The organism is Halobacillus andaensis (assembly GCF_014636475.1).
Taxonomy (GTDB): domain Bacteria; phylum Bacillota; class Bacilli; order Bacillales; family Halobacillaceae; genus Halobacillus_A; species Halobacillus_A andaensis.
This window is the reverse complement of record NZ_BMEL01000002.1, coordinates 430,769-454,179: the sequence shown is the minus strand read 5'-3', so window position 1 is coordinate 454,179 and position 23,411 is coordinate 430,769. Positions and strand designations below refer to the sequence as shown.

Genomic DNA, 23,411 nt, shown 5'->3' with positions numbered 1-23,411 from the left:
AGTAAACACCTTCACTTTAAAAATTATACCGCTTTCTATTATATCTATCCTGTCCATACATTTCACGCTAGATCTTTTTTCCTATTTAATCCAATTTAACTATAATTCCACATAATTGTATATAATATTTTGATAAATCAGTTATATATATTGAAAGATTTTTAAAAAACATAGTATAATGAACTATGTGTAAGCGTATACAAAAATAATTTACACATACCAATTATAGGAGGGGTTAATATGAGTGCGATCTGGCTGGCTGTAGCTGGAGGTATCATCTTCATTCTAGGTTATAAGTACTACTCAAAATTTATCGCAGAGAAAATTTATCGATTAGATCCAAACTATACAACTCCTGCCCATCAATATAAGGATGGTGTAGATTTTGTTCCTACGAACAAATTTGTATTGTGGGGGCACCACTTTACCTCCGTTGCCGGCGCGGCTCCCATTGTAGGACCTGCCATCGCAGTATATTGGGGCTGGCTCCCTGCACTACTATGGGTCTTGCTCGGTACTGTCTTTGCGGCTGGTGTCCATGACTTTGGAACACTTGTTTTATCCGTACGAAACAAAGGTCAATCCGTCGGGACTTTAGCTAATAAATTAATTGGCCAACGAGCTAAAATACTGTTCTTATTCATTATCTTACTACTCGTACTCATGGTAAACGCTGTTTTTGCCTGGGTTATTGCTAACTTGTTTATTTCATTCCCTGCTAGTGTTCTATCCGTGTTTATTCAGATTCCTCTAGCGATTTGGATTGGCTATAGTGTATACAAGCGGAAGAAGAGTATGCTGCTCCCTTCCATTGTAGCTTTAGGTGTCATGTATCTTGCAGCTATCGTCGCAAGCTATGTACCCGCAATGCAAATTGATTTAGTTCGCTATTTCGGCGGAGAAGAAGCTGCAGGAATATTTGGTTTAAGTGCTACGGCCTCAGCATTCTTTGTATGGATTATAGTGCTGATGGTTTATGTATATATTGCTTCTACTCTACCCGTTTGGAAGCTGTTGCAGCCTCGTGATTATATTAACTCTCACCAGTTAATTGTAGGTTTAGGATTGCTTTATTTAGGTTTATTATTTACAAACCCAGAAATTACGGCACCAGTCAGCAACACTTCTGCAGATACTTCATGGTTTCCGCTTCTCTTTATTACCATTGCGTGCGGCGCCATTTCCGGGTTCCACGGCCTCGTTGCTTCTGGTACATCTTCCAAGCAGTTAAATAAAGAAACGGATGCTCGATTTGTTGGATATTTAGGTGCTGTCGGTGAAGGGGCGTTAGCTCTAATCGCCATCATTGCCGTAATTACGTTTTTCCCTAGTACTGCTGAATTCTCTGCCACATACAGCGGATTTACGGCTGCAAATGGCGAAGGTTTAGGCGTATTCATTCAAGGTGCAGGAGCTCTAGCTGCCGGCTTAGGTATCCCTGCCTCTGTAGCATCGACGATTGTTTCTGTTATTGTTGTTAGTTTTGCAGCAACGACACTCGATTCATCTGTACGACTCATGCGCTATATTATTGCTGAGCTTGGTACAGAATACAAGGTAACTCCATTAACAAAGACTCATGTTGCCACTACAGTTGCTGTTGTATCTAGTGCAGCTCTCACTCTTATCCCAGAAGGTCCAAATGGCTTTGGTTCCGGTGGATACTTGCTGTGGCCATTGTTTGGTACGTCCAACCAATTACTAGCTGGAATTAGTTTACTGTTAATCGCGATCTGGCTGAAACGTCAAGGTAGAAATTATTGGCCGGCTGTGATTCCAATGGCTTTCCTTATGTTCATGACCCTTTATGCCATGTTCCTTCAAGTTATGACGGAATGGGCACCATGGGCCAACCAAAGTGACTGGCTGCTCTTCACGTTCGGGGCGATTATCTTCGTATTTGCTTTGTGGATTATGTTCACAGCTGCTTCTGCTTTAATGAGCAGCAATAAAGATCGTATAGAAAAAAGTGCCTAATGATATGTAGAGAGTCGCGCATTTGAATGTGCGGCTTTCTCTATTTAACTTGTCCTAATTCTTATGTTACGAGAAAGGAGTACGTGGTTATGGTAGAGGTTGTAATTATACGTCCTGAAAAAGAAATAGGAATGGGTTGTTGTGGAGGCATATGTGGAGAAGGATTCATTGAAATGAAAGACGAATTTAACCACCATGATGAAGATCGTCAACGGATGGGAGAGTTGTACCGATCACTAACTAACCAGTTTGGTGAGCAAATTGAGATTACGTATTTAGATCCAAGAAATTTGTTTGCCATTACCCTCTACTTTATAAAACAATTAAAATATCGTCACATTCCTTTAATAGAGGCTGGTCAAAACTTAAGTCGTCACATTAAATACAATGCCGTTTTCGTAAATGGCAAATACTCTGAAGGTACCAAGGATTGTGATACACTTATTAAACAAATGTTAACTCCCGCTCAATAACGAACCTTTTTAAGAAGAGGTGAACGAGATGGCTGATCGTAAATTTTCATTAAAACGTCTATTCCAATTCTATGATGAAGTTTTAAGTCTCCCCCATAAGAATGAAGTAGCTCGAGAATTAAGAGATGAAGATGATCTTTTTCTTCTGCTCGTATACTCTGACATGCTCGGCATTCCTAACCCAGCCTTTTATTATACGTTAGAGCTTTATCCTTTTATTATTGAAAGGTTCCATGACTGGCACTTACGAATGGGAATGGAGAAATCACCATTGGACGGAATTAGATGCTGCTAAGGAAGGAGTGTCTAACGTGACTGACTTACCATCAAACAAAATTCTTTTTGTCGGCGGCAAGGGCGGCGTAGGAAAATCCACATCTTCTGCCGCTTTAGCTGTCGCCTTTGCAAGAGCAGGTCATAAAACGTTAGTGGTCTCCACTGACCCTGCCCATAACTTAGGAGACATTTTCCACAAAAAAATAAAACATGAGAAAACCTCGCTGGAAGAAAATTTGTGGGGGATTGAAGTTGACCCTTCGCGAGAGTCTAAACGTTACATTCAAGGTGTGAAGGATAACTTGCAAGGATTAGTAAAATCTCGAATGGTCGAAGAAGTTCACCGGCAAATTGATATGGCCAGCGCTTCTCCTGGAGCAGATGAGGCAGCGTTATTTGACCGGCTCATCTCCATTATTCTAGAAGAGTCCGATCAATTTGATAAAATCGTATTTGACACCGCGCCCACAGGTCACACCATTCGACTGCTTACGCTTCCGGAACTGATGAGTGTTTGGATCGATGGAATGCTTGAAAGAAGACAGAAAATCACGGACAATTATACTCAGCTGCTGAATGACGGAGAACCTATCGATGACCCCATTTATGATGTGTTACGAAAAAGGAAAGAAAAATTCGCCGCTGTGCGTGATATCATTTTAGATCGTAAACAGACGGGATTCATTTTTGTACTTATTCCCGAACGTCTCCCTATTTTAGAGACACAGCAAGCGATTAAACAGCTCGATCAGCACCATCTGCACATTAAAACGTTAATCGTCAATAAGGTGCTTCCTGAGCATGCGGATGGCGCTTTTTTAGAAAAGCGCAGAAAGCAGGAAAAAAATTATTTAGATGAGATTGATCGAGTCTTTAAAAAGCAGAGGCTCATTAAAGTACCTCTTTTTGAAGAGGATGTTTCCGATATGGACAAGCTATCCATTTTTGCAGACCATTTAAGCAATCTAATGAAGGAGGACACGTAATAATGAAAGCCATCAACCACTCAAAACTTGAAGGGCTAAACGGATTATCCTATGAAGAAATGGACCTCCCCCCTGTTGAATCAAATAAAGTGAGGGTGAAACTGAAAACGGCCGGGATGAACCGTAGAGATGTAGCCGTTACGAGCCGACACAAAACGGATGAGCCACCGCTTATCTTAGGATCGGATGGAGCGGGTATTATTGATGAGGTCGGAGCTGAAGTCGAACATGTGCAAAAAGGAGAAGAAGTCATTATCAACCCTGGTCTAGGCTGGAAACAAAACAGCGATGCTCCCCCAGCCGGCTTTGAAATTGTTGGACTGCCAGATCACGGCACATTCGCTGAGTACATTACGATCCCGGCTGATAATGTAGAACCGAAACCAAACCATTTAAACTGGGAAGAAGCAGGTGTACTTTCTCTTGCTGCCCTTACTGCTTACCGCGTATTGTTCACTCGTGCAAAGATTAAACAAGGGGATACCGTCATGCTGCCTGGCATCGGAAGCGGCGTACTTACATTCGCCTTAAAATTTGCGAAAGCTGCTGGAGCACGTGTTATCGTCACCTCTCGAAGCGAAGAAAAACTTGAAAAAGCAAAAGAACTCGGAGCGGACGCAGCGATTTTAACGCAATCGGATTGGAATGAAGAATTAAAAGACGAGCAAGTCGATGTATTGGTTGAAAGCATCGGGCGTGCTACTTTTGATAAATCATTACAAATCATTCGTAAAGGCGGGACGATCGTTACGTTTGGAGCGACAACAGAAGATGAGGTTACAATTGATATTCGGAAGTTTTTCTACGGTCAATACAACCTCCTTGGCTCAACGATGGGAAGTGCCGAAGAATTTAAAGCGTTACTTCAGTTTATTGAACAGCATGACATTAAACCAGAAGTCGATCGCATGTTTGAGCTTTCTGAATACAAGGAAGCTTTTGAATACCTTCGCGATTCCAAGAACTTTGGAAAAATCGGTTTCTCTATCAGCTAACCTGAACCCTATGACGCGACTCGTCATGGGGTTTTTCATCATCTCTCTCACTTACCCATAAATCTTCTAATTTTCTCTACATAAACCATTGCCAACCCAAGCTTTAAATTATAATATTAGTAGTATTGACATTGTGAATCGGTAAAGGATACAAAAAAGGAGGGTTCTGCAGTGAGGTTATTAATTGTCGATGACGATGAAGCGATGAGAGAAATGATGAAGGATTTATGCGAAAGAGATGGTTTAACCGCTGACACTGCCGTGGATGGACGAGATGGTTTATACTTATTTAACAAAAATCACTATGATATCTTAATCGTTGATTACCATATGCCTATTTTGGATGGACTAGAGATGGTCAAACAAGTACGCTATGAAAATCAACAAATACCCATTCTCGTTTTAACAGAAGATGATCGTTATGAAACGGCGGAAGAATTCCTCCAGGAAGGGGCGACAGACTTTGCTTTAAAGCCGATTAAAGCTCTCGACATCATCTCTCGCATTCACCTCCACATTCAAATTGTAAATATGAGAAACCGATTAAAGATTGAAGAGGACGTGTACACGGCTAAAGGGATAAGTAAAGGGACACTGGATTCAATTGCTGCTTACTTAAAGGAGCATCACACGCCTAAATCAGTGGATGAAATCTCTTCAAGTGTTGGTTTGGCCTACCCCACGGTTTACCGTTATCTTATGCATTTGCTAGAGGATGGAAAAGTGAAACAAGTCGTGCGTCACCAAAAAATTGGTCGTCCTAAAAAGTTATATGAATGGTATACCCATTAAAAAATCGCCCTCCGTTAGGGCGATTTTTTAATGAACATTTTGAGCGAAATATGAACATTTGCGAGATATTACGAACATTTCACTCCTTGATTACCAAATACTTGAACAAGTGGTGTCGAAATATCATCCTTTACGCCTCTAAAACCCCCTCCTCTTTCCCAATAACAATTCGTCTGAAACCATGTTATCATAAAATTGTAACAATTTAGATATTACATAATTTTTGCCCGGGCTTTTATGTAATCAACACAAGGAGGACATTTAATGAAGAAGCAATGGAAGTGGATAGGATACATCCTATTATTAGCGCTTGCTTTATCCGCAGCACTAGGAAGCGCCGTAAGTGCCGATTCTAAAGAATCTCCAGTTAACGATTACTTAATTGGTTTTAAAAATGATGTTCAATCTAATGCTGTTAAGAATGTAGGAGGAGAAGTCGAACATCAGTATAAACATATGAATGTAGTCAAAGCAAAACTGCCTGAACAGGCAGTTGACGCTCTTTCCAACAATCCTAATGTAGATTTTGTTGAAAAAGACCAAGAAGCAAAAGCTTTGGCACAAACGACACCAGAAGGCATTGAGCAAGTTAATGCAGATGATGTCCAAGACAGCGGAAACACAGGATCTGGTGTAAAAGTAGCTGTTTTGGATTCTGGAATCGAAGCTGCTCATGAAGATCTAAATGTTGCAGGCGGCGAAAGCTTTATTAGCGAAGAGCCGGATCCATTTAATGATCAAAATGGGCATGGTACACATGTTGCCGGCACAGTAGCTGGCGTCGATAACGACCTTGGTGTTCTAGGTGTAGCTCCCGAAACTGACCTTTATGCTGTTAAAGTACTTGACGGCGAAGGAAGCGGTTCTTACAGCGCTATTGCTGAAGGGATAGAATGGGCCATTGACAATGATATGGATGTTATTAATATGAGCCTTGGAGGGTCAATCGGATCTTCTGCCCTTGAGCAAGCGGTCAATAACGCGGATGACAGTGGTGTACTTGTTGTAGCTGCAGCAGGTAACGAAGGATCATTCGGTCCATTCAACACGATTGGATACCCTGCAAAATATGATGCAGCTATGGCTGTTGGAGCTGTAGACAGTGATAATAATGTTGCTTCTTTCTCCAGCCGTGGAAATGAATTAGAAGTTATGGCTCCAGGAGTAGATGTATTAAGTTCGATCCCTGAAAACTCTTATGATGAGTTTAATGGAACATCTATGGCCAGCCCGCACGTAGCTGGTGTGGCGGCTCTCGTTTTTGCTGATGATTCAAGCTTAAGCAATGATGAGGTTCGCACAATTTTAAACGAAACCGCTACCCCACTTGGCGATTCCTTTGACTATGGCAATGGACTCGTCAATGCTGAGGCAGCTGTTCAATAAATTACCCCCCCTTTTATTCCTAAAAACTTTGTCCAGTAACCTTTGATGGTTACTGGTCTTTTTTTTGAGTGATCATGTTATGATAAATAGAATAGAAGTTGGAGAAAGAGAGGGACAAGGATGCTGAACTTTTATAACCGAATGTCTTCTGAGATTTATGACATCGATAAACCTATTGGTCATTCATTTGGCGATGTAGAGTTTTATAAAGAATGTTTGAGTGGAGTCTCAGGGCCTATTCTAGAACCTGCTGTAGGGACAGGAAGAATACTCATTCCATTACTTGATGCAGGATTAGACGTGGAAGGGTTTGATCTATCTGATGAAATGCTGGCCATTTGTCGTAAAAATTGCAAAGAGCGTGATCTTTCGCCTCGCTTATATCAAGGAAGGATGGAGAGTTTTCCTACGGATCGAAGCTATGATGCGATCATTATCCCAACAGGTACCTTCTTACTTCTGCACAAGCGCAAAGAATCCATTCAAGTTCTAGAACAATGTTACTCCCACTTAAACAAAGGCGGTAAGCTCATTCTTGATCTCTTTGTGCCAAAAGAATTCTCTATAGGAAGAGCTTCTACAAGAACATGGCATTTAGCCAATGGAGATATTATTACATTGGAAGACAAGCTGGTTGAAGTAGATTTCATTAACCAATACACGATTTCTCACAATCGCTATGAGCGCTGGAGAGAAGGAAAGCTCGTTGCAACCGAATTGGAACAGTTCCCACTGCGATGGTATGGGGTAGAAGAGTTTCGCCTTTTGCTAAACAGCCTTGGCTTTAAGGAAATCACTATTTCTAGTGATTACTCACGTCACAAGTTCCCTGATCCATCCACTGAGATCATTACTTTTGAGGCTACAGCCGTGCATAAATAAAAAAGAAGGTGAACTTTAGTTCACCTTGAGGCTGTCGAAAAAGCTAAGACGTACTTATGGAGAAAGGAACAGGAAAAAGCGCCGCTTTCCGCGGGGCATGACGGAAAATCTCCTCGGTCTGCGACCTGCGGAGCTTCTCCTGTCTGCTCGTCCCACAGGAGTCGGCACTTTTTCCGTTCCTTTGACCAGAATGGAATCTTGAAACCCTCGTAGAGTGAATGCCCTTTCGCAAACGCTGTTTTCATAAGGGCACAGCTTGAGTAAATGATTTTGCCAGTTATTTCGAAAAAGGATTGTAGAAAACGGCGAGACTCCTGCGGGAAAAGTGAATAAGGTGTGACCCCGGAGGGCTGATAAAGCCATCAGGGGTCACACCATTCGCCCGCTGAAAGGGAGTCGTTTCCTTCAACCCTTTACTCTCTCTAACGTACTCTCTACAAGCTGAAGGTGAACTCCAGTTCACCTACTTTATTATCTGCGTCGAAAAAATTCAAAAAACTCTATAAATGCATGAAACATTGCCATGGATTGAAAAGTGATAAGGCTCAACGCTGTTAACGAGAAAAACCCAATAAATAGAAATCTAGCAGCATGGATTCCATGTAACCAAGCCATATTAATTCCCCCTTATGGATACACCCTCTTCTAGCGGATATACTTATTCTACTCCTCTTTCGTTAATTTTCAAGTACTTAATTTGTCGAGCGCCGCTCGTCAATTTCTTGGTACCTCTGAAACCAGGGGCGTGCACGCTCAAGCTGGCCAGCTAACTGAAATAACGTGGCTTCATCTCCAAAACGCCCCATAAAATGAGAACCAATCGGCAAATGGTGTTCCCCCCAATACAACGGCACACTCATCGCTGGTTGTCCGGTTACATTAGCTATTGGAGTTAAATGTGCGTAATTTGCGGAAACTTGTAATATCTCATCGACTGTTTTTTCATTTCCATTGTACTCCCCTAGTGGTAAAGGGGGTTTTAAATTAACGGGATGAAGCAACACATCATACTTTTCAAAAAAGTGATGAACTTTCACACTTTCATCAAATAGAAACTGTCGGGCTTCTTCGTATTCAAAAACCGTATATCGACTGCTTTTGTCGATAAGAGTATGCAGCAGCTTCTCCAAGGTATGCGAGTTAGCTTCTCTTCCGTTTAATCGAGCTGCATTCTTTACAGCTATCGCCCCGCCTACTACCCATACGATCACGTAAGCTTCCATAAAGCGGTGGATATCAAAATCTGGATAAGCAATTTCTACGTGATGCCCCAGCTCTTCACATAATGTCGCTGTTGATTCGACCGCTTTTTGAACTTCCGGTTCGATCTTCATAACATCTCCAAAATCAGCCATATACGCGATTCGCAAAGGGTTGGGATCTCTTTCTACGAATTTTTCAAAAGGTGCTTCTTCGTTTGGTGTGGAAAACGAATCACCAACTTGCGGTCCTTCCAATACGTTTAATAAAGCAGCACTATCCCTGACCGAGCGAGTTACAGCATGGTGAACAGCGACACTATTAATGCGCATAGATAAAGGAGTTCTGCCCCGCGTCGGCTTCATGCCAAACACACCGCAACATGAAGCTGGAATTCGGATAGAACCTCCCCCATCGCTTGCGTGGGCAAATGGAATCATCCCGGAAGCTACGGCCGCTGCTGCTCCTCCGCTAGATCCACCTGGTGAAAAGTCAGCGTTCCAAGGATTTTTAGTAAACCCTAAAAAGCTAGACTCCGTAGCTGGTGTAAACCCAAACTCTGGCGTGTTCGTTTTCCCAATGATCGACAGCCCTGCACGTTTGTAGCGTTTCACTACTTCATCGTCCCACGAAGCTATAAACCCTTCCATTACTTTGGACCCGTACGAGACAGGCGCCCCTTTCACTGCATTTAAATCTTTAATTAAAAAAGGGAAGCCTCCAAATCGACCAGCATTTGGATTAAATTCTTTAGGGAGATCTTCAAAAATGGTATGAACAACTGCATTCAGGTGAGGATTACGTTCCTTTATTTTTTGTTGATAATAGTGCGTCAGTTCACTAAGTTTAATCTCTTTCTTTTGTAGGAGTGCGAGCTGAGCTAATCCATCAAGCTTCCGAAGTTCATTGAGCATTAATTCACACTTCCTTTAAAAAGTTCGTGGTACGTAACTTATTTCTTTATTTTTTCTTGAATAGCTTCCATAGCCCCTAAATACCTTATTGTTTCTTTGTGGTACGTTTCCAGAGACTTTTTGTTCACAATAGCTTTCATGAAATTCTCAACTTGGAGACTGTATTGATCCCCTTGTTCAACAAATTCTTTAACGCCTTGCTCATTTTCTACCGTTATTTTTCCTTCATGATTCTTTTTATCAGGTCGGTAGGCATCGTGAACCGTAATGACTCCCTCTGATCCAATTACTTCATATGTGTTTCTTGCCGCAGCATCGAAACTACAGTCGACCTGTACAATGACACCATTTTCTAATAATAATGAAGCAGACGAAGTGGTATCTACGTGATACTCTTCATCCAATTTGGCCGTCGCTGTCACACGACTCACCTCTTGATCGATGAGGTGAAGAGCAGAGTGGACTCCATAACACCCAACGTCCCAGAGCGCTCCTCCCCCTTTACCCGCATCAAGTCGAATGTTGTAATTTGACCGATAAAAGTAAAAGGAAAAACTTGCCCGAACTAAACTAACATCTCCGATTACCCCTGAATCTATCAGTTCTTTTACTTTTTGATGCTGTGGGTGGAACTGGTACATAAATGCTTCTAGAAAATATACACCGTTCTGATTGCATGCTTCAATCATTTCATTAACATCCGATTGATGGATAGCTGCAGGCTTCTCACAAAGGACATGTTTTCCCGCTTCCGCTGCTTTAATGGTCCATTCTTTATGTAAGTGGTTGGGTAAGGGAATGTAAACCGCCTCTACGTTTGGATCGGCTAAAAGAGATTCATAGCTTTCATAAGTTTGAGGAATCTCAAACTGCTCCGCAAACTCCCTTGCTTTGCCGCTCTGGCTTGCAATGGCAAAAGCTTCTGCACCTTCTGTCCGTTGAATCGCTGGAATTAAAGCCTTTTTTGCTATATTGGCTGCACTCAATATGCCCCATTTCATCAATATCTTCCTCCCTGTTAGCTTTTCATAAGATTATAACATTCCTGTTTTTAATTTGTTATTAATTACCTTATTTCAACATGGACAATGGAACGAGTTGTATAACTTCGTTTAATATCGTTCGATCTTTAGCCAGGATGTTTATCCCCTCCCGCACTATACTACCTATTATTTTTATTTCAAACTACTCAAAATGCTCGGTTTATTTCGTGTCCAATCGGGAAACTTATAAGCAAAGCGTTAGGAGATGATAATTGTGAATGGCACCTCACTTCGTTCCTCCCCTGTTTTTATTGCAATCGTCTGTGTAGGTACAATGACCTTCTTTTACACAAACGGATTCTTCATCGAAAATTTCATCCGCAGTTTGATCGCATTTTTTTTAGTTCCGCTTGCTATTCTCTTCGCGAATTCCCGTCACTTATGGTTTTTGCACTCCTTCCGTTGGATGGTTTATTTTAGTCATAAGCTTCTTTTAAGTATGAGTATTTTTATAGTTGGTGTTCTGCTGAGCTATGAGCTCTTAAACCTAATGTCTTCTTCTATTGGTTTTATCATTCATGGCTTCCTCTTGACCATTAGCTCTATGATTTACTGGGCTCCTTTACTCGTAAAATGTCCTTTTCGCAAACCTAGAGAGTATTCGGACAAAGTCGCTTATTTTTCTGTCACTTGTTCCCTGTTTTTTATCTACCACCAAGGGGCGTTTCTTTACTACGACAGCACACCTACTCTCAGCTTTATGATTGCCGGGTTAACGGTTATGCTCATCACCTTGCTCTACTTATTTATTGCGTGGTATCAATCGGAAGAACAGATCGATCGTCCAACGGTAGAAGGTTACATCCGTTCCATCCCAACTGAAAAAAAATCATAAAAAAAGACAGACATAGACGTCTGTCTTTTTTATGAATTTAGCCTCGCGGAGTCATGAACATTTGGGTCCAATACGTGCCATATCGGTCGCCGCTCTCTTCTACATATCCGACTCCAATATGAGTGAAGTCTTCTTTCATTATGTTTTCGCGGTGACCAGGGCTATTCATCCAACCTTCAACGACTTGCTCAGGACTACGCTGCCCGGCTGCAATATTTTCTCCTGCTGACCAATAGGTGAAGTCATACTGATCCATCATTTCAAAAGGAGATCCGTAGGTAGGGGACGTATGATCAAAGTAATCATTATCCGCCATGTCTTGTGATTTAAGTCGAGCTAAATCGCTTAATCGATCGTACATTTCTAGAGGCTCTAGATCCTCTTTTGCGCGTTCTTCATTGACTAACTCAACCACTTCTTCTTCAAATTGTGAAGGGTCTTCAGCCTCTAATGAACTTTCCGAAGCTTCTTCTTGATCATCCTGAATATTTTCTTCCTCTTTCAACTGTTCATGCAGCTCTCTTTGCTTCGGCTGCCCATCTTCAGTTGCAGGAAGCTCTTGAGGATTAAATAAATTCTTCAGGTTGGATTCGAACTCTTCCACTGTCACATCTCTTTCGGCTAACCAATCCTTTATTTGCATCGACCATTTCTCGAAAGTCGCTGTTCCCTCATTTTCTTTCTTCCACATTTGCTCAGCTAATGCGGGAGTGGCAACAGATACCATAAACAACACACCAATAAAGACAAGTACATATTTTTTAAGCATACAAGTCCACTCCTTCATGCTTGTTACCATTCAGTATTTCATTTCCAATGATTGACGTCTAGAGGATTTCCATTCATTTTATGATAAAAACTTATGGTATTGTCACCAATTATTTCTACTATTCCCTTTCGACCCTATATCTAAAACAAATAAGCTCCCTATAAAATAGGGAGCTCAGCTTGTAGAGAAGCTTCTTTCTGCAGAAATCCATCAGTTTCTTTCAAAAATATAGCAAAAAGCTGCGGGAAATAGATCGCTTTCCATGGGCGTACGGTGAGCTTCCTAGGGCTTTGCCCTCGGTGATCTCACCTGTACGTTCTTCCCATAGGAGTTTCACCATTTCCCTTCGCCTTCTCCTCAGTCTTGTTTTCTTCCAAGGCGAAGTTTAACCACAGCAGAGTTCCATATAAAATAGCGAGATACATTTTAGCGGTACTGTAATTTCCCTTTAATTATTTCACTCCGCATTAATGGAAAATCATGATCACGTGCTATTTTCTTTAATCTTTTTTCTTCCACAGGATTAACAAGGGAGATCACGACTCCTGAAGATGAACCGACTCTTGCGGTTCTGCCTGCCCGATGAACATAAGATGAAAAGTCTTTAGGCACATCAAAGTTAACAATGTGGGTAATGTCCTGGATATCTATTCCCCTTGCAGCTACATCTGTAGCAAGAAGAAGGTGGTATTCCCCGTTTCGATATCCTCTTAAAGCTTTCGCTCGCTGTTCTTTTTTAGCATCGCTGTGGAGAACTCCGAGATCAATTCCTTTATATCGCAGCTTTTCCGCATATACGTTTAAGTTACCGATATCGCGCATAAACGCCAGTCCTTTAAAATGATCGGTGTGCGCTAATTTCCTTAATACTTCAACCTTATCACGATCTTCACAAGGTATATACAAATGCTCGACATCCGGCTTTTGTGCTTCTTCCTTCACCCGTACAATTTTCGGCGACTTCATAAACTCTGAAGCTGTCTTCTCTACTTCTTCAGGCAAAGTTGCGGAGTACAGCAAAATCTGGCGTTCCTTCAAGGTACTTTTAATAATATTTTGCACCATTTTTATGTGCTCCGGTACGAGGAGCTGATCCGCCTCATCTAAGACGATCGTTTTGATTTCATGAGCTTTTAATTTTTTCTTTTGCATCAGCTCAAAAACTCTTCCTGGAGTACCAATGACCAGCTGAGGTTTCTTTTTCAATTTTTCTATTTGCCGTTTTACATTCGCTCCGCCAATTAGTGTGGCACTTTGAACCCCACTGTTCTTCGACCAAGTTTGTACTTCCTGATGAATCTGCATGACGAGTTCATGAGAAGAAGCGAGAATAAGTACCTGCGTATGTTTTTTGTTTGTATCAATGCTCTGAAGCATAGGCAGCAGATAAGCAAGGGTTTTACCGCTTCCTGTGGGTGCTTCAGCGATGACATCTTTCCCCTCTAAAACAAGAGGAATGCTTTCATTTTGAATCGTTGTAGGCTGTGAGAATTGCGATTGTTTCCAAGCCGCTTTAGCAAATGGCAGCATTTCTTGCAGCCATACAGGTGTAGTGGTGTTAGTCATTATTTTCAATCTCCTTTTCGTAAGGTGACACTTGTGACGATTATTAATAAAAAAGAGGCCCCCCTTACAAAGCGAGACCTGTTTCCGTACATTATCGTCCTTCGATTATAACATTTCCTATTTAGTGGTTTCCACTATCACTCTCTTGCTCTATAAACTCTTTTAAATTATCTAAATGATTTTCATCTTCTTTTTTAATGATTTTCTTGATCAGTGGCTGAGCTAGCTTGTTGCGAATCCCTTTCGTAAACAATTCTCCTACAAATTCGATCTTCGTACCTTCTGTCGTTTCTACGAACGTGTAGTGGTAACGGAGATCAAGGCCGTTCTGCTCACTGCTTGCGGTGTAGGATTTATTTTGCTCGAAATCGGTTATTTCAATCGTGGAGGCTGCCTTTCTCCCTCGAATTTCCCGTACTTCTCTAAATTGATAGCCTTTACGTACAGGCCCTTCTGTTAAAGGTTTTACTTCGACAACCGCATCCATGATTTCGGGACTTTTTGTAAAATCTGTTGCGATTTGAAAAACTTCTTCTAACGGTTTCTTAATAATAACTGTACTTTCAAGGAAAGCCATAACGTTTCCTCCAATCTTCGGATATACTCTCTAACTAATTCGTCACGATTAAACAAATTCCTTTTCTTTTACGGTGCGAACCCATAAAAAGCAAGGATAAAGATGAATAAGGAAACATAGCCGCACCCAGCAATCGTAATCGCGATTGCCCCTTTAATGAGAAAAAGATTTTTTATATCTGGTTTCCACTTATAAAGTTTATAAAACAATAAAAGGATCGTTGGGATTAAAAAAGCATAACCAAAACTCATCACCCACTCGAAGAGAGCCGCAAAACAACCTTCTATCGGACGATCATATAATTGGTAGCTGGAAGAAATATAAAAGAGCCCTGTCATAAATACAATCGACAGCGAGAGAAAGTAAATGTAAGTTGGATACTTCAGCTTTGGCGTCTCCCGTTTAAATAAACTATAAACCCCTGCGAGCAACACTATGAATAAGAGAATTTTAAACAAATCAGCCACTCCTCAAAAACTGGAAAACATCTCCTTAAAGGTTACCATAGTTGCTCACGTAGCAAAAAAAGAATTTACTATGATAAAATGAGGCCATTCTAAATGAAGGAGAATCTTAATGAAAAAGACGCTTGACCACATTGGTGTAGCCGTTCGTCAGATCGATGAGGCGATCGACTTTTATATACACGTTTTAGGCGCCACTATGATTGACCGTTACCGCAGCGAAGCACCGGGGGTAGAAAGTGAGATTGCGATTATGGACGTGGAAGGTGATCGCACAGAATTATTATGTCCGACCAATAATACAACCTCCCCTATTGCCCGCTTTATTAAGCAAAAAGGCAAGGGGGTGCACCATATTGCCTACCGGGTAGACGATTTAGATGCTGCCATTAATGAAGTAAAAGAACAAGGCATGCGAGTAATGGAGGATACGCGGCGGACGAATAAGCACGGAAGACGATTGATTTATTTAAACCCTGCGGATACAGAAGGTACTATTATTGAATACTGTGACTATCCGAACGGCTAGAAGGAACGCTCCTTCTAGCTTTTTTATTATTAAAATGCATACTATTCCTGCTCTTCACTCAAGCTAATGAGGTACAAGAGCTATGGAAGAGGTGGCAACATGGACTTTATATCAATCATTCCTTTTATTGTTGTAATTATTGCTGCAATTTGGACAAAACAGGTTATCCCCAGTCTATTATTTGGAGTGGTTGTCGCTGGATACCTTGTGGACCCCCACTGGCTTAACGGAATGATCAAAACGCTGCAGTTCATTATGGAAGGGTTATCGGACGAAAGTAACTTAAAAATTATTATTTTCTTATACGCCTTTTCTGCTTTAATCGGACTCGTGCGGATGTCAGGCGGTATTAAAGGCTTTGTCAAAGCTGCCACAGAACGAATTGAAAATAAACGCGGTGCTTTTATATTGACATGGGTTTCTTCCGTAGGTACTTTTGCTGCTCCCAGCTTTCGAATTGTGACAATCGGACCCGTCATGAAGGCCATGCGCAAGAAAATCCCGATGGCTAAACAAGAGCTTGCTTTCGTCATTGAAACCACAGCTACTCCACTAGTCGTATTAATTCCTGTCGCTACAGCATTTGTCGGGTACATGACTTCGGTTGTAGATTTATCCTTACACCAAGCTGATGCAACAGGAGATGCTTATACTCTTTTTCTTCAGAGCATTCCGTTTAACTTTTTTGCTTTTGCTATGCTGATCCTTGGATTTTATTTGAGTTTTTTCCATAAGAGTAAAAAGCCAGCGAATGATAAAGAAAAAACACCAGAAGAAAAACAAGAGGAAGAGGACGATCAATGGGAGGACTGCCACCCTGCCGTGATGCGAGATCTACCTGCTAAACCATGGAACTTAATCATTCCTCTCTTTAGTGTCATTGCTCTCACCTTCCTCTTTATGTATGCGGTAGGGGTGGAAAATGGCAAGTCTGGTTTTGGTGCTTTAATTAATGATGGTGTATTAGACGCTATGGTTTTAGCGGTTGTAGTAACGATCGTTTGGTTTGTCGTCTATTTAAAGTTCAAAAAAGAACATTTAAAACGCATGATGGATGGTTTAATAGACGGTGGAAACGACATGATGAACGTCATTCTCTTACTCGCGATGGTATGGGGGCTGAGTAAGGGAACCGAAGCCCTTGAATTTGCGGATACCATCTCTGAGTGGTTCGATTGGATTCCCGGAAACTTCGTAGCTGTCGTTATTTTTGTCGTGGGTTGTGGGTTATCTTATTTCATTGGCTCAGCCTGGGGAACATGGGGGATTCTCATGCCGGTTGCCCTGTCCATTGCTGTTACAGCTGGAAGCTCGCTTCCAATTACGATCGGAGCCGTGTTTGCAAGCGGTACATTCGGTGCCTTTTCCTCTCCTTTAAGTGATGACACGAATACATCTGCAGGTATTTTAAATTTAAATACGATAGAATATGCAAAATTCAAGTTAAAGCCGGCATTAATTGCTGCGGGTGTTGCTGCCGCAGGATATCTCGTATTATCTTTCTTTGTTTAGGTTTTAGTACAAATCACACCCTCTTAATTCGTTTGTAAGTGTCGTATAGTCTAATTAGCTTTCACATCTAGGAATTTTGGCCGATATAGACCATAGAGCTTACATTCAGACGAAGACCTCATATTAATAGTTGGAGGGTGAACGATGAAGTTATTATTAGGAAAATGTAAGAAGTCGCTTATCATGATGACAGCGTTCCTCATAATTGGAACAGGGGGTTCAATATCCACAGTTCCTATTGAAGTACAGGCGGCAAGCTGGAAGCATGAGCTAGCACAAGAGAATGCGGAAGACCTTAAGTATCCAAAAGAGATTGTAGAAGGTGTATATAAGGACTTAAGAAAAGAGACACGAGGTCCGCTTTCTTTCTCTGAAGCACTAGGGAAGATCGATACGATGAGTAAGGTCGATGTGATGGACAGTTACTTAGGTCATTACGGAAAAAAAATCTCACCTGAAGAAGTCCGCCGTATCGTCAATCAAATCTACGGTATTGATTTGGATGCCGTGTCTGACCTAGGGGCTGGTAATGCTAACGGGTACCCGGATGAAATTGTGAAAGGTGTTAAAGAGGCGCTGGATTTACACAAAGTGAATGAGGATTACATCATGAACCTGTCAAAAGTAGAAGTGATGGATTTGTATGTTCAATCGTTCAGAAAAAAGATGTCGGGACCAGATATACGAACAATAATCAATGGGATCTTCGGAATTAATTTAGACGGGATCTCTGGTTTGGAAGGCACCGGCGTATCCCTCTTTTCTAAAGAACAGTGGATCTCTCAATATGAGCGTGATCTTTTCGTCGTTCATACAGGGATAACCGACGTTGATGTTTGGGTGTATCCAACTGACTACTTTACGCAGCATACTGGTTTAACTGAACTGCCTTTGGAGCTCCAAGAAGCACTTAAGAACATAGGTTTTAGTTATAACGAAGAGGTGGAGGCCTTTTATTACAGCCACCCGACTGGTGAGTCTGTACCAGACGATTTTAAAGGCCAGACGCTTGGAACGATCATTGCTGTCGTGCATACTTATTATGAAGAGTTGAAATAAAGCATCCTCTCCCATGAAAAGAATAGGCTGGGACAAAACTGAATAAAGCATAAATTAATCCGAACGCTTCTGAAGAAATCCGTTCGGATGATTTATGTGAAAGAGAATTTACACCATCGCTTCGTCAAAATACTTCGCTAATGATCTGCGTATATACAAAGGAAGTTCGATTACGTTCGGCACATCACGTGCCAACATTAAACGCCCCCACGTCGTGTAGGGCCTGGAAAGAGATTCGTTTCCTACAACCCTTTCCTTTCCCTCATGCAAGTAATGTTTATACTGTTGAGATAAAAAAGAGAACTAAAGTTTCTCTACAAGCTGAAGATCAGAGCTCAAGCAGCTCTGATCTTTTTATTTGGCCAAAGGTCGAATCATGGTTCATTTTGTAAAAAAATATCAGTAATTGTAAAACGATTAAAACAGGGTTTTTATTTATTTTGTAGAAGTCATTAGTATAAGGTTACGCCCTCACATTAGTCACAAAAATAGGAAGGTGAATATTATGTTTAAAAAAGGTATGTTTAAGAACGTTTTATACAAGTGGATGCCGCACAAAGAACAATATATTTGCGAAAGAAAGCTTATAAGGGTGATCAAGCGTTTAAAAATTGAGGATTTTAATTTTAATTGGGATCGCAGCAGCTGCTTTATTGAATTTCATTATCAGGACACGCCTTACAGGTTGGAACACTCTATTGAGAAAGCCAAAGAAAGAGGTATTATCTTAAGGAATGGATTGGATTGTTTAACGGAATTGACCTTATCCCTAGAAGATCTGTGTGAAATTATTGATAGAGGGACTTATAATTTCGAGACATGGATATCTGGCATGAAACAGGCGTCTTCACCCCATGAGGTCCCTGAATTTCAAGAAGAGTTTCATATAAGATATAAGTCCTCAGGGAAACACACCCATCCCGAATTAAAAAGGGATGAGGAGTTTATGCCCTTTCCACCTGAATCATCCTCTCTAAAGGAGTTTGATCCGGAGAAGATTAAAGAGCAGGTTAACGAACGCCCTCAACTTAAATAGAGAACATGATCAGGAGGATAAGCTGTAGAGAAACCATCTGTTTTTCTACAGCTTTTTTTATTAACGAAAAAAGAACCCTTGTCTTTTTACTTCGTCTCTATTTCTTTTTTCCTGTAATATTACGTCCTTTCCACGTCGTTTGTTTAAACAAAAATGTCTTCAAGAGCGAATAGGCAAATAAAATAACAAAAAAGATAAAATGCAAAGGAAAAAGAAGAGCATCATACCAGCGGAAATTCCCAATATCCTGCAGGACTCGATACAGCCAAAAAGCAAGAAGAAGATAGCCAACTACACTCCACCAGCCCATTTCAGGTATATTAATAAGGTAAGAAACAATAGCTGTAATCCATACAATATTCGCTACTGTCATCCACGGCGATGCGGTTTTCGCTCCAGAGGCAAAGCTTTTCGACCATCCTTCTATGACTGCTTTCAGGCTTGCTTCATACATACGCATATTGACAACCCTTTTGCCACTAAACGCATACGTTCTAATGCCTTTTGATTCAGCCCGCCTAGCCAGTGCAAGGTGTTCCACAATTTCACTACGAATAGCGTGGTGCCCTTCCAGTTCCCAATAGGTGTCGGCTTTAATGAGTAAGCAAGGACCGAACCCTCCCCTTGTACCGATTTGATCTCTAAAGATTGTAGTAATTCCTGATGAAGCAAACACAACTAAGTGAAAGACAGCAGAAAGCTTTTCCCAAAAAGATTTCATGTAATGGTAAGGATGAACCGTAATTAAAACGTCCTGTCCCTTTGTTTCTAAGTATTGAATGAGCTTATTTGTACCGTCGGGAGAAAACCACGTGTCCGCATCAAGAAACACCAAAGATGTACCTTTGGCTTCTTTGGCACCGTTATAGCAGGCCCACGATTTCCCCATCCAGTCTTCAGGCAAAGGAGGATTGCTTATGACTTTTACTCCATAGGCTTCAGCAGTTTCTCGCGTTCGATCTTCTGAATGATCATCAACTACGATCACTTCTCTATCTTCATTTTCATCGTCAAGAATGGACGTAAGCAGCCGCTTCAAATTCTTTTCTTCATTTCGGGCAGGGATAATAATTGAATACGACGATGTGCTTTTCTGTTTTTGGATAGGGAAAGAAACCCTCTTCCCAAAAAGTAAAAGTGTAGCTGCGACAGCCGTAATCATAAACCACATGGCGACTCACCTCATACTTTTTCAGTTTAGTCATGAAATCTATGTATTTGTTATTCGTGTACCCTTTTTTCTGTTCCCTTACTCAAAAAACTAAAGGAGCATTTCCGATTACATCGGCAGGATAGTGGGTACAAGTAAAAATAAAAAAGAGGGATGTACATGCTTACTCATATTGTTGCAAGATCGCTTCGCCTTTTACCCAATCAGGAAAAAAAAGCCCCTATGGTTCCTTGCCAAGAGGTGAAAGAAATAAGAGAAATCATGATCGAAACAAGCGTAAAAGATACATATGTTTCCTGCTATTATCCGTTAGGAACATCAGTTAAAAAACTGCCCGTATATATGAATTTTCACGGCGGAGCTTTTATTATGAACGATAAAGAAATGGATGATCCCTATTGCCGGCAGCTAGCTAACCACACTGGCAGCATGGTTGTAAATGTTGATTACGCAAAGGCCCCGGAACATCCTTTTCCAGAGCCTGTTGAGCAGGCTTATGAACTCATTCAATGGATCAGAGCAAATGCCGGCTCTCTCGGCATCGATCCTGAAAGAATAGCCATCGGCGGGCAAAGTTCTGGAGCCAATATTGCAGCTGCGCTCTGCTTATTATTAAAAGAGCGCCAGGCTCCTCAACCCACCCTTCAGGTTCTTTGCTACCCGATGCTCGATTTCGTCACTCCACATGCAGACAAACCAGAGCCCGACCCGAGGCGAGCGAAATTTCCTCAGGTGGCAAACTTTCTAAACAAATGTTATGTACCAGGTCAAGAGCAGGCTGAGCATCCGTTCGCATCTCCCGTATTAGCTGAAAATGTTGAAGGTATAGCAAATGCTCTAGTCATTGTGGGAGAGTATGATGCTTTTAACCCAGAGGCCGGAAGATATGCAGAGAAATTGAAGAATGCAGGCGTACCAGTCCGGCATGAAGTGTTCGAAAACTGCACCCATGCCTTTACACATTTAGGACCAAAACAAAAGGCTGAAGAAGCATGGGCGTTGATTGAAGAGGAAGTAAGAAAAGCGTATCGATCTTAGGTAAAACTACCTTTACACAATGGATGCGTTAAAAGTTGGTGTTGATATTTCGAGAACAGTGTAGTGAGGTTCCGTTACTTTTGCGAAAAAAAAGAGGTGCTTTCCGCTGCCTTGCACGACGCAGGGTCTTTCGATGTCGGCACTCTAGAACTACTTCGGCTTTTTTGAGGACGTGCCGAACTTAATTGAACGTCCAACCAATACTGAAATTTAACAAACAAAAAAGCAGGTATCCCACCAATAACATTCACTGGAGGAGTACCTGCTTTTTTATAGATGGCCGGTGTTCAACTATTGAAGACTAGTATAACTTTTGAAGTGCTTCTTTATTAAAAGACAATAAATCATTTGCTCGGCCCTCATACACTTTCTTTACCCACTCGGGATCCATTAATAGAGAACGTCCAATAGCTACCAGATCAAACTCTTCTTTATCTAGTTTTTTAATAAGACCATCTAAACTAGTTGTGTTGGCACCGGAAAAGCTTGTAAATTCTCCATCAAGTCCTACGGAGCCAACAGAAATCACGGGTTTACCCGTTAGTTTCTTTGTCCACCCTGCTAAATTCAAATCAGAACCTTCAAATTCCGGCTCCCAAAATCGACGGGTAGAACAGTGGAAAATGTCTACCCCCTCTTCTACCAGAGGCTGTAGGAAACGCTCCAATTCATCCGGTGTTTCAGCAAGCTTAGCTTTGAAATCATTCATTTTCCATTGGGAAAATCGGAAAATGATTGGAAAATCAGGGCCTACTTCCCGACGGCACGCTTCGATCACTTCAACTGCAAATTGCGTTCGTCCAACGAGATCTCCGCCATAACGATCCTTACGCTGATTTGTCTTTTCCCAGAAGAATTGATCAATTAAATAACCATGTGCTCCGTGAATTTCAATCCCGTCGAAACCGAGTCGTTTTGCATCAGCCGCTGCTTGAGCATAAGCTTCTACCAATTCGACAACCTCTTTTTCTGTCATTGGCTCCGTTACTTTTTCGCCGTCCAAGCTCAGACCTGATGGTCCAACAGGTAAGGCTTCTTGATTTGGAAGGTCTCCCTTTTCACGGGTCATCCCCACATGCCAAAGCTGTGGCACAATTTTTCCGCCAGCCTTATGAACTTGCTTCACCACATTGGCCCAACCATTCAATGAGTCTTCTCCATAAAAAACCGGAATACTAGCACCTGACACAGAAGCCGGGTGATTAATCCCTGTCCCTTCTGTAACGATAAGGCCTACTCCATTTTCAGCTCGGCGCCGGTAATAGGCTGCCACATCTTCTCCAGGTACTCCCTCAGGTGAGAATCCACGTGTCATTGGGGCCATTACTGTTCGATTTGATAATTTTATTTTTTCATTCGCAAATGTTTGAAATAACGGTTCAATAGATCTATTTGTATTACTCATTTTAGGTCCTCCTCTTTATTGGTCCAATACGTATTATTTCAAACACCCTCGAGGAAGAAAAGATATCTGTTTATCAATTGTTTTCATTCATTATAAAAAAATTTAGTAAAAGGACGTATCATCGTCCTCAGGCTGTCGAAAAACATAGACGGATTTAATATGAAATTATAGAGTGGTTCCTTCCTATGGTATGGAGAAAAGGAACAGGAAAAAGCGCCGCTTTCTGCGAGGCATGACGGAAAATCTCCTCGGTCTGCGACCTGCGGGGCTTCTCCTGTCTGCTCGTCCCGCAGGAGTCGGCACTTTGTCCGTTCCTTTCAATATGATGAGGCTAAACGGAACCATTGCTACTAGTGAATTTTATTGAAAAAGGGTTCTAGGTAACGATGACACTCCTAGAGGAGATACGAATAAGGTGTGACCCCGGAAGGCTGATAAAGCCTGAGGAGGCACACCATTCGCCCCTGGAAAGGGAGTCGTTTCCTAGAACCCTTCTCTCTTCATAATGCAAGAAAAGTCTACACTG

The 23,411-nt window shown here is 41.5% G+C and carries 23 protein-coding genes; 14 read left to right on the top strand and 9 right to left on the bottom strand.

Going from position 1 to position 23,411, the window contains the following annotated elements:
* Positions 1-240: 240 nt before the first annotated feature.
* From IEV27_RS09655 to IEV27_RS09620, 8 genes are all read left to right on the top strand, one after another.
* A complete protein-coding gene (locus IEV27_RS09655) occupies positions 241-1,977 on the top strand; it encodes a carbon starvation CstA family protein (protein ID WP_188377249.1) in 1,737 nt (578 codons plus the stop codon).
* Between the two features lie 89 nt (positions 1,978-2,066).
* Positions 2,067-2,450 carry a hypothetical protein gene (locus IEV27_RS09650; protein ID WP_188377248.1) on the top strand — a complete coding sequence of 128 codons (384 nt, stop codon included), beginning with the start codon at positions 2,067-2,069 and terminating at the stop codon, positions 2,448-2,450.
* 28 nt (positions 2,451-2,478) lie between these two features.
* Complete coding sequence (locus IEV27_RS09645) at positions 2,479-2,745, top strand: cory-CC-star protein (RefSeq protein ID WP_188377247.1); 267 nt, start codon at positions 2,479-2,481, stop codon at positions 2,743-2,745.
* Between the two features lie 16 nt (positions 2,746-2,761).
* Complete coding sequence (locus IEV27_RS09640) at positions 2,762-3,712, top strand: ArsA family ATPase (protein ID WP_229735080.1); 951 nt, start codon at positions 2,762-2,764, stop codon at positions 3,710-3,712.
* A 2-nt stretch (positions 3,713-3,714) separates the two neighbouring features.
* The gene (locus tag IEV27_RS09635; protein WP_188377245.1) at positions 3,715-4,707 is read left to right on the top strand and encodes a zinc-binding dehydrogenase; all 993 of its coding nucleotides are present in this window, start codon (positions 3,715-3,717) and stop codon (positions 4,705-4,707) included.
* 171 nt (positions 4,708-4,878) lie between these two features.
* Positions 4,879-5,499, top strand: a complete 621-nt coding sequence (locus IEV27_RS09630) for a response regulator (protein WP_188377244.1) — start codon at positions 4,879-4,881, stop codon at positions 5,497-5,499.
* A 264-nt stretch (positions 5,500-5,763) separates the two neighbouring features.
* Entirely contained in the window at positions 5,764-6,885 is a 1,122-nt protein-coding gene (locus IEV27_RS09625; protein ID WP_188377243.1) for a S8 family peptidase, read from the top strand.
* 120 nt (positions 6,886-7,005) lie between these two features.
* A complete protein-coding gene (locus IEV27_RS09620) occupies positions 7,006-7,767 on the top strand; it encodes a class I SAM-dependent methyltransferase (protein ID WP_188377242.1) in 762 nt (253 codons plus the stop codon).
* 471 nt (positions 7,768-8,238) lie between these two features.
* Here the strand turns inward: IEV27_RS09620 and IEV27_RS09615 are convergent, their stop codons facing one another.
* The 3 genes from IEV27_RS09615 to IEV27_RS09605 form a co-directional block, all read right to left on the bottom strand.
* Positions 8,239-8,382 (bottom strand): hypothetical protein, encoded by a 144-nt coding sequence (locus tag IEV27_RS09615; protein ID WP_188377241.1) that lies wholly within the window; start codon positions 8,380-8,382, stop codon positions 8,239-8,241.
* A 77-nt stretch (positions 8,383-8,459) separates the two neighbouring features.
* Positions 8,460-9,881, bottom strand: a complete 1,422-nt coding sequence (locus IEV27_RS09610; protein ID WP_188377240.1) for an amidase — start codon at positions 9,879-9,881, stop codon at positions 8,460-8,462.
* A 38-nt stretch (positions 9,882-9,919) separates the two neighbouring features.
* Entirely contained in the window at positions 9,920-10,882 is a 963-nt protein-coding gene (locus IEV27_RS09605; protein WP_188377239.1) for a Gfo/Idh/MocA family protein, read from the bottom strand.
* Between the two features lie 256 nt (positions 10,883-11,138).
* On the opposite strand from IEV27_RS09605, the gene IEV27_RS09600 reads away from it, so the two are divergent.
* Positions 11,139-11,759 (top strand): hypothetical protein, encoded by a 621-nt coding sequence (locus tag IEV27_RS09600; protein WP_188377238.1) that lies wholly within the window; start codon positions 11,139-11,141, stop codon positions 11,757-11,759.
* Positions 11,760-11,796: 37 nt separating this feature from the next.
* On the opposite strand, the gene IEV27_RS09595 is transcribed toward IEV27_RS09600, so the two are convergent.
* The 4 genes from IEV27_RS09595 to IEV27_RS09580 all read right to left on the bottom strand — a co-directional run bounded on the left by IEV27_RS09595 (position 11,797) and on the right by IEV27_RS09580 (position 15,129).
* Positions 11,797-12,528 carry a CAP domain-containing protein gene (locus tag IEV27_RS09595; RefSeq protein ID WP_229735072.1) on the bottom strand — a complete coding sequence of 244 codons (732 nt, stop codon included), beginning with the start codon at positions 12,526-12,528 and terminating at the stop codon, positions 11,797-11,799.
* A 426-nt stretch (positions 12,529-12,954) separates the two neighbouring features.
* Positions 12,955-14,094 (bottom strand): DEAD/DEAH box helicase, encoded by a 1,140-nt coding sequence (locus IEV27_RS09590; protein ID WP_188377236.1) that lies wholly within the window; start codon positions 14,092-14,094, stop codon positions 12,955-12,957.
* Between the two features lie 121 nt (positions 14,095-14,215).
* Positions 14,216-14,671 (bottom strand): SRPBCC family protein, encoded by a 456-nt coding sequence (locus tag IEV27_RS09585; protein WP_188377235.1) that lies wholly within the window; start codon positions 14,669-14,671, stop codon positions 14,216-14,218.
* A gap of 68 nt (positions 14,672-14,739) precedes the next feature.
* The gene (locus tag IEV27_RS09580) at positions 14,740-15,129 is read right to left on the bottom strand and encodes a hypothetical protein (protein ID WP_188377234.1); all 390 of its coding nucleotides are present in this window, start codon (positions 15,127-15,129) and stop codon (positions 14,740-14,742) included.
* 118 nt (positions 15,130-15,247) lie between these two features.
* Between IEV27_RS09580 and IEV27_RS09575 the strand changes: the two genes are divergently transcribed.
* From IEV27_RS09575 to IEV27_RS09560, 4 genes are all read left to right on the top strand, one after another.
* A complete protein-coding gene (locus IEV27_RS09575) occupies positions 15,248-15,664 on the top strand; it encodes a VOC family protein (protein WP_188377233.1) in 417 nt (138 codons plus the stop codon).
* Positions 15,665-15,763: 99 nt separating this feature from the next.
* Entirely contained in the window at positions 15,764-17,176 is a 1,413-nt protein-coding gene (locus tag IEV27_RS09570; protein ID WP_188377232.1) for a Na+/H+ antiporter NhaC family protein, read from the top strand.
* A 144-nt stretch (positions 17,177-17,320) separates the two neighbouring features.
* Complete coding sequence (locus IEV27_RS09565; RefSeq protein WP_188377231.1) at positions 17,321-18,235, top strand: hypothetical protein; 915 nt, start codon at positions 17,321-17,323, stop codon at positions 18,233-18,235.
* A gap of 505 nt (positions 18,236-18,740) precedes the next feature.
* On the top strand, positions 18,741-19,271 hold the full coding sequence (locus IEV27_RS09560; protein ID WP_188377230.1) for a hypothetical protein: 531 nt from the start codon (positions 18,741-18,743) through the stop codon (positions 19,269-19,271).
* A gap of 97 nt (positions 19,272-19,368) precedes the next feature.
* Here the strand turns inward: IEV27_RS09560 and IEV27_RS09555 are convergent, their stop codons facing one another.
* Complete coding sequence (locus IEV27_RS09555; RefSeq protein WP_188377229.1) at positions 19,369-20,442, bottom strand: glycosyltransferase family 2 protein; 1,074 nt, start codon at positions 20,440-20,442, stop codon at positions 19,369-19,371.
* A gap of 159 nt (positions 20,443-20,601) precedes the next feature.
* Here IEV27_RS09555 and IEV27_RS09550 point away from each other — a divergent pair, with 159 nt between their 5' ends.
* A complete protein-coding gene (locus IEV27_RS09550) occupies positions 20,602-21,480 on the top strand; it encodes an alpha/beta hydrolase (RefSeq protein WP_188377228.1) in 879 nt (292 codons plus the stop codon).
* Positions 21,481-21,781: 301 nt separating this feature from the next.
* Here IEV27_RS09550 and IEV27_RS09545 read toward each other — a convergent pair whose 3' ends face one another.
* Positions 21,782-22,885 carry an NADH:flavin oxidoreductase gene (locus IEV27_RS09545; protein ID WP_188377227.1) on the bottom strand — a complete coding sequence of 368 codons (1,104 nt, stop codon included), beginning with the start codon at positions 22,883-22,885 and terminating at the stop codon, positions 21,782-21,784.
* Between the last annotated feature and the right edge of the window lie 526 nt (positions 22,886-23,411).

Bases quoted from the DNA above. Each gene is read 5' to 3' on its own strand.
- IEV27_RS09655 (WP_188377249.1), top strand. From the start codon at position 241: ATGAGTGCGATCTGGCTGGCTGTAGCTGGAGGTATCATCTTCATTCTA.
- IEV27_RS09650 (WP_188377248.1), top strand. From the start codon at position 2,067: ATGGTAGAGGTTGTAATTATACGTCCTGAAAAAGAAATAGGAATGGGT.
- IEV27_RS09645 (WP_188377247.1), top strand. From the start codon at position 2,479: ATGGCTGATCGTAAATTTTCATTAAAACGTCTATTCCAATTCTATGAT.
- IEV27_RS09635 (WP_188377245.1), top strand. From the start codon at position 3,715: ATGAAAGCCATCAACCACTCAAAACTTGAAGGGCTAAACGGATTATCC.
- IEV27_RS09625 (WP_188377243.1), top strand. From the start codon at position 5,764: ATGAAGAAGCAATGGAAGTGGATAGGATACATCCTATTATTAGCGCTT.
- IEV27_RS09620 (WP_188377242.1), top strand. From the start codon at position 7,006: ATGCTGAACTTTTATAACCGAATGTCTTCTGAGATTTATGACATCGAT.
- IEV27_RS09615 (WP_188377241.1), bottom strand. From the start codon at position 8,382: ATGGCTTGGTTACATGGAATCCATGCTGCTAGATTTCTATTTATTGGG.
- IEV27_RS09610 (WP_188377240.1), bottom strand. From the start codon at position 9,881: ATGCTCAATGAACTTCGGAAGCTTGATGGATTAGCTCAGCTCGCACTC.
- IEV27_RS09605 (WP_188377239.1), bottom strand. From the start codon at position 10,882: ATGAAATGGGGCATATTGAGTGCAGCCAATATAGCAAAAAAGGCTTTA.
- IEV27_RS09595 (WP_229735072.1), bottom strand. From the start codon at position 12,528: ATGCTTAAAAAATATGTACTTGTCTTTATTGGTGTGTTGTTTATGGTA.
- IEV27_RS09590 (WP_188377236.1), bottom strand. From the start codon at position 14,094: ATGACTAACACCACTACACCTGTATGGCTGCAAGAAATGCTGCCATTT.
- IEV27_RS09585 (WP_188377235.1), bottom strand. From the start codon at position 14,671: ATGGCTTTCCTTGAAAGTACAGTTATTATTAAGAAACCGTTAGAAGAA.
- IEV27_RS09575 (WP_188377233.1), top strand. From the start codon at position 15,248: ATGAAAAAGACGCTTGACCACATTGGTGTAGCCGTTCGTCAGATCGAT.
- IEV27_RS09570 (WP_188377232.1), top strand. From the start codon at position 15,764: ATGGACTTTATATCAATCATTCCTTTTATTGTTGTAATTATTGCTGCA.
- IEV27_RS09565 (WP_188377231.1), top strand. From the start codon at position 17,321: ATGAAGTTATTATTAGGAAAATGTAAGAAGTCGCTTATCATGATGACA.
- IEV27_RS09560 (WP_188377230.1), top strand. From the start codon at position 18,741: ATGTTTAAAAAAGGTATGTTTAAGAACGTTTTATACAAGTGGATGCCG.
- IEV27_RS09555 (WP_188377229.1), bottom strand. From the start codon at position 20,442: ATGTGGTTTATGATTACGGCTGTCGCAGCTACACTTTTACTTTTTGGG.
- IEV27_RS09550 (WP_188377228.1), top strand. From the start codon at position 20,602: ATGCTTACTCATATTGTTGCAAGATCGCTTCGCCTTTTACCCAATCAG.
- IEV27_RS09545 (WP_188377227.1), bottom strand. From the start codon at position 22,885: ATGAGTAATACAAATAGATCTATTGAACCGTTATTTCAAACATTTGCG.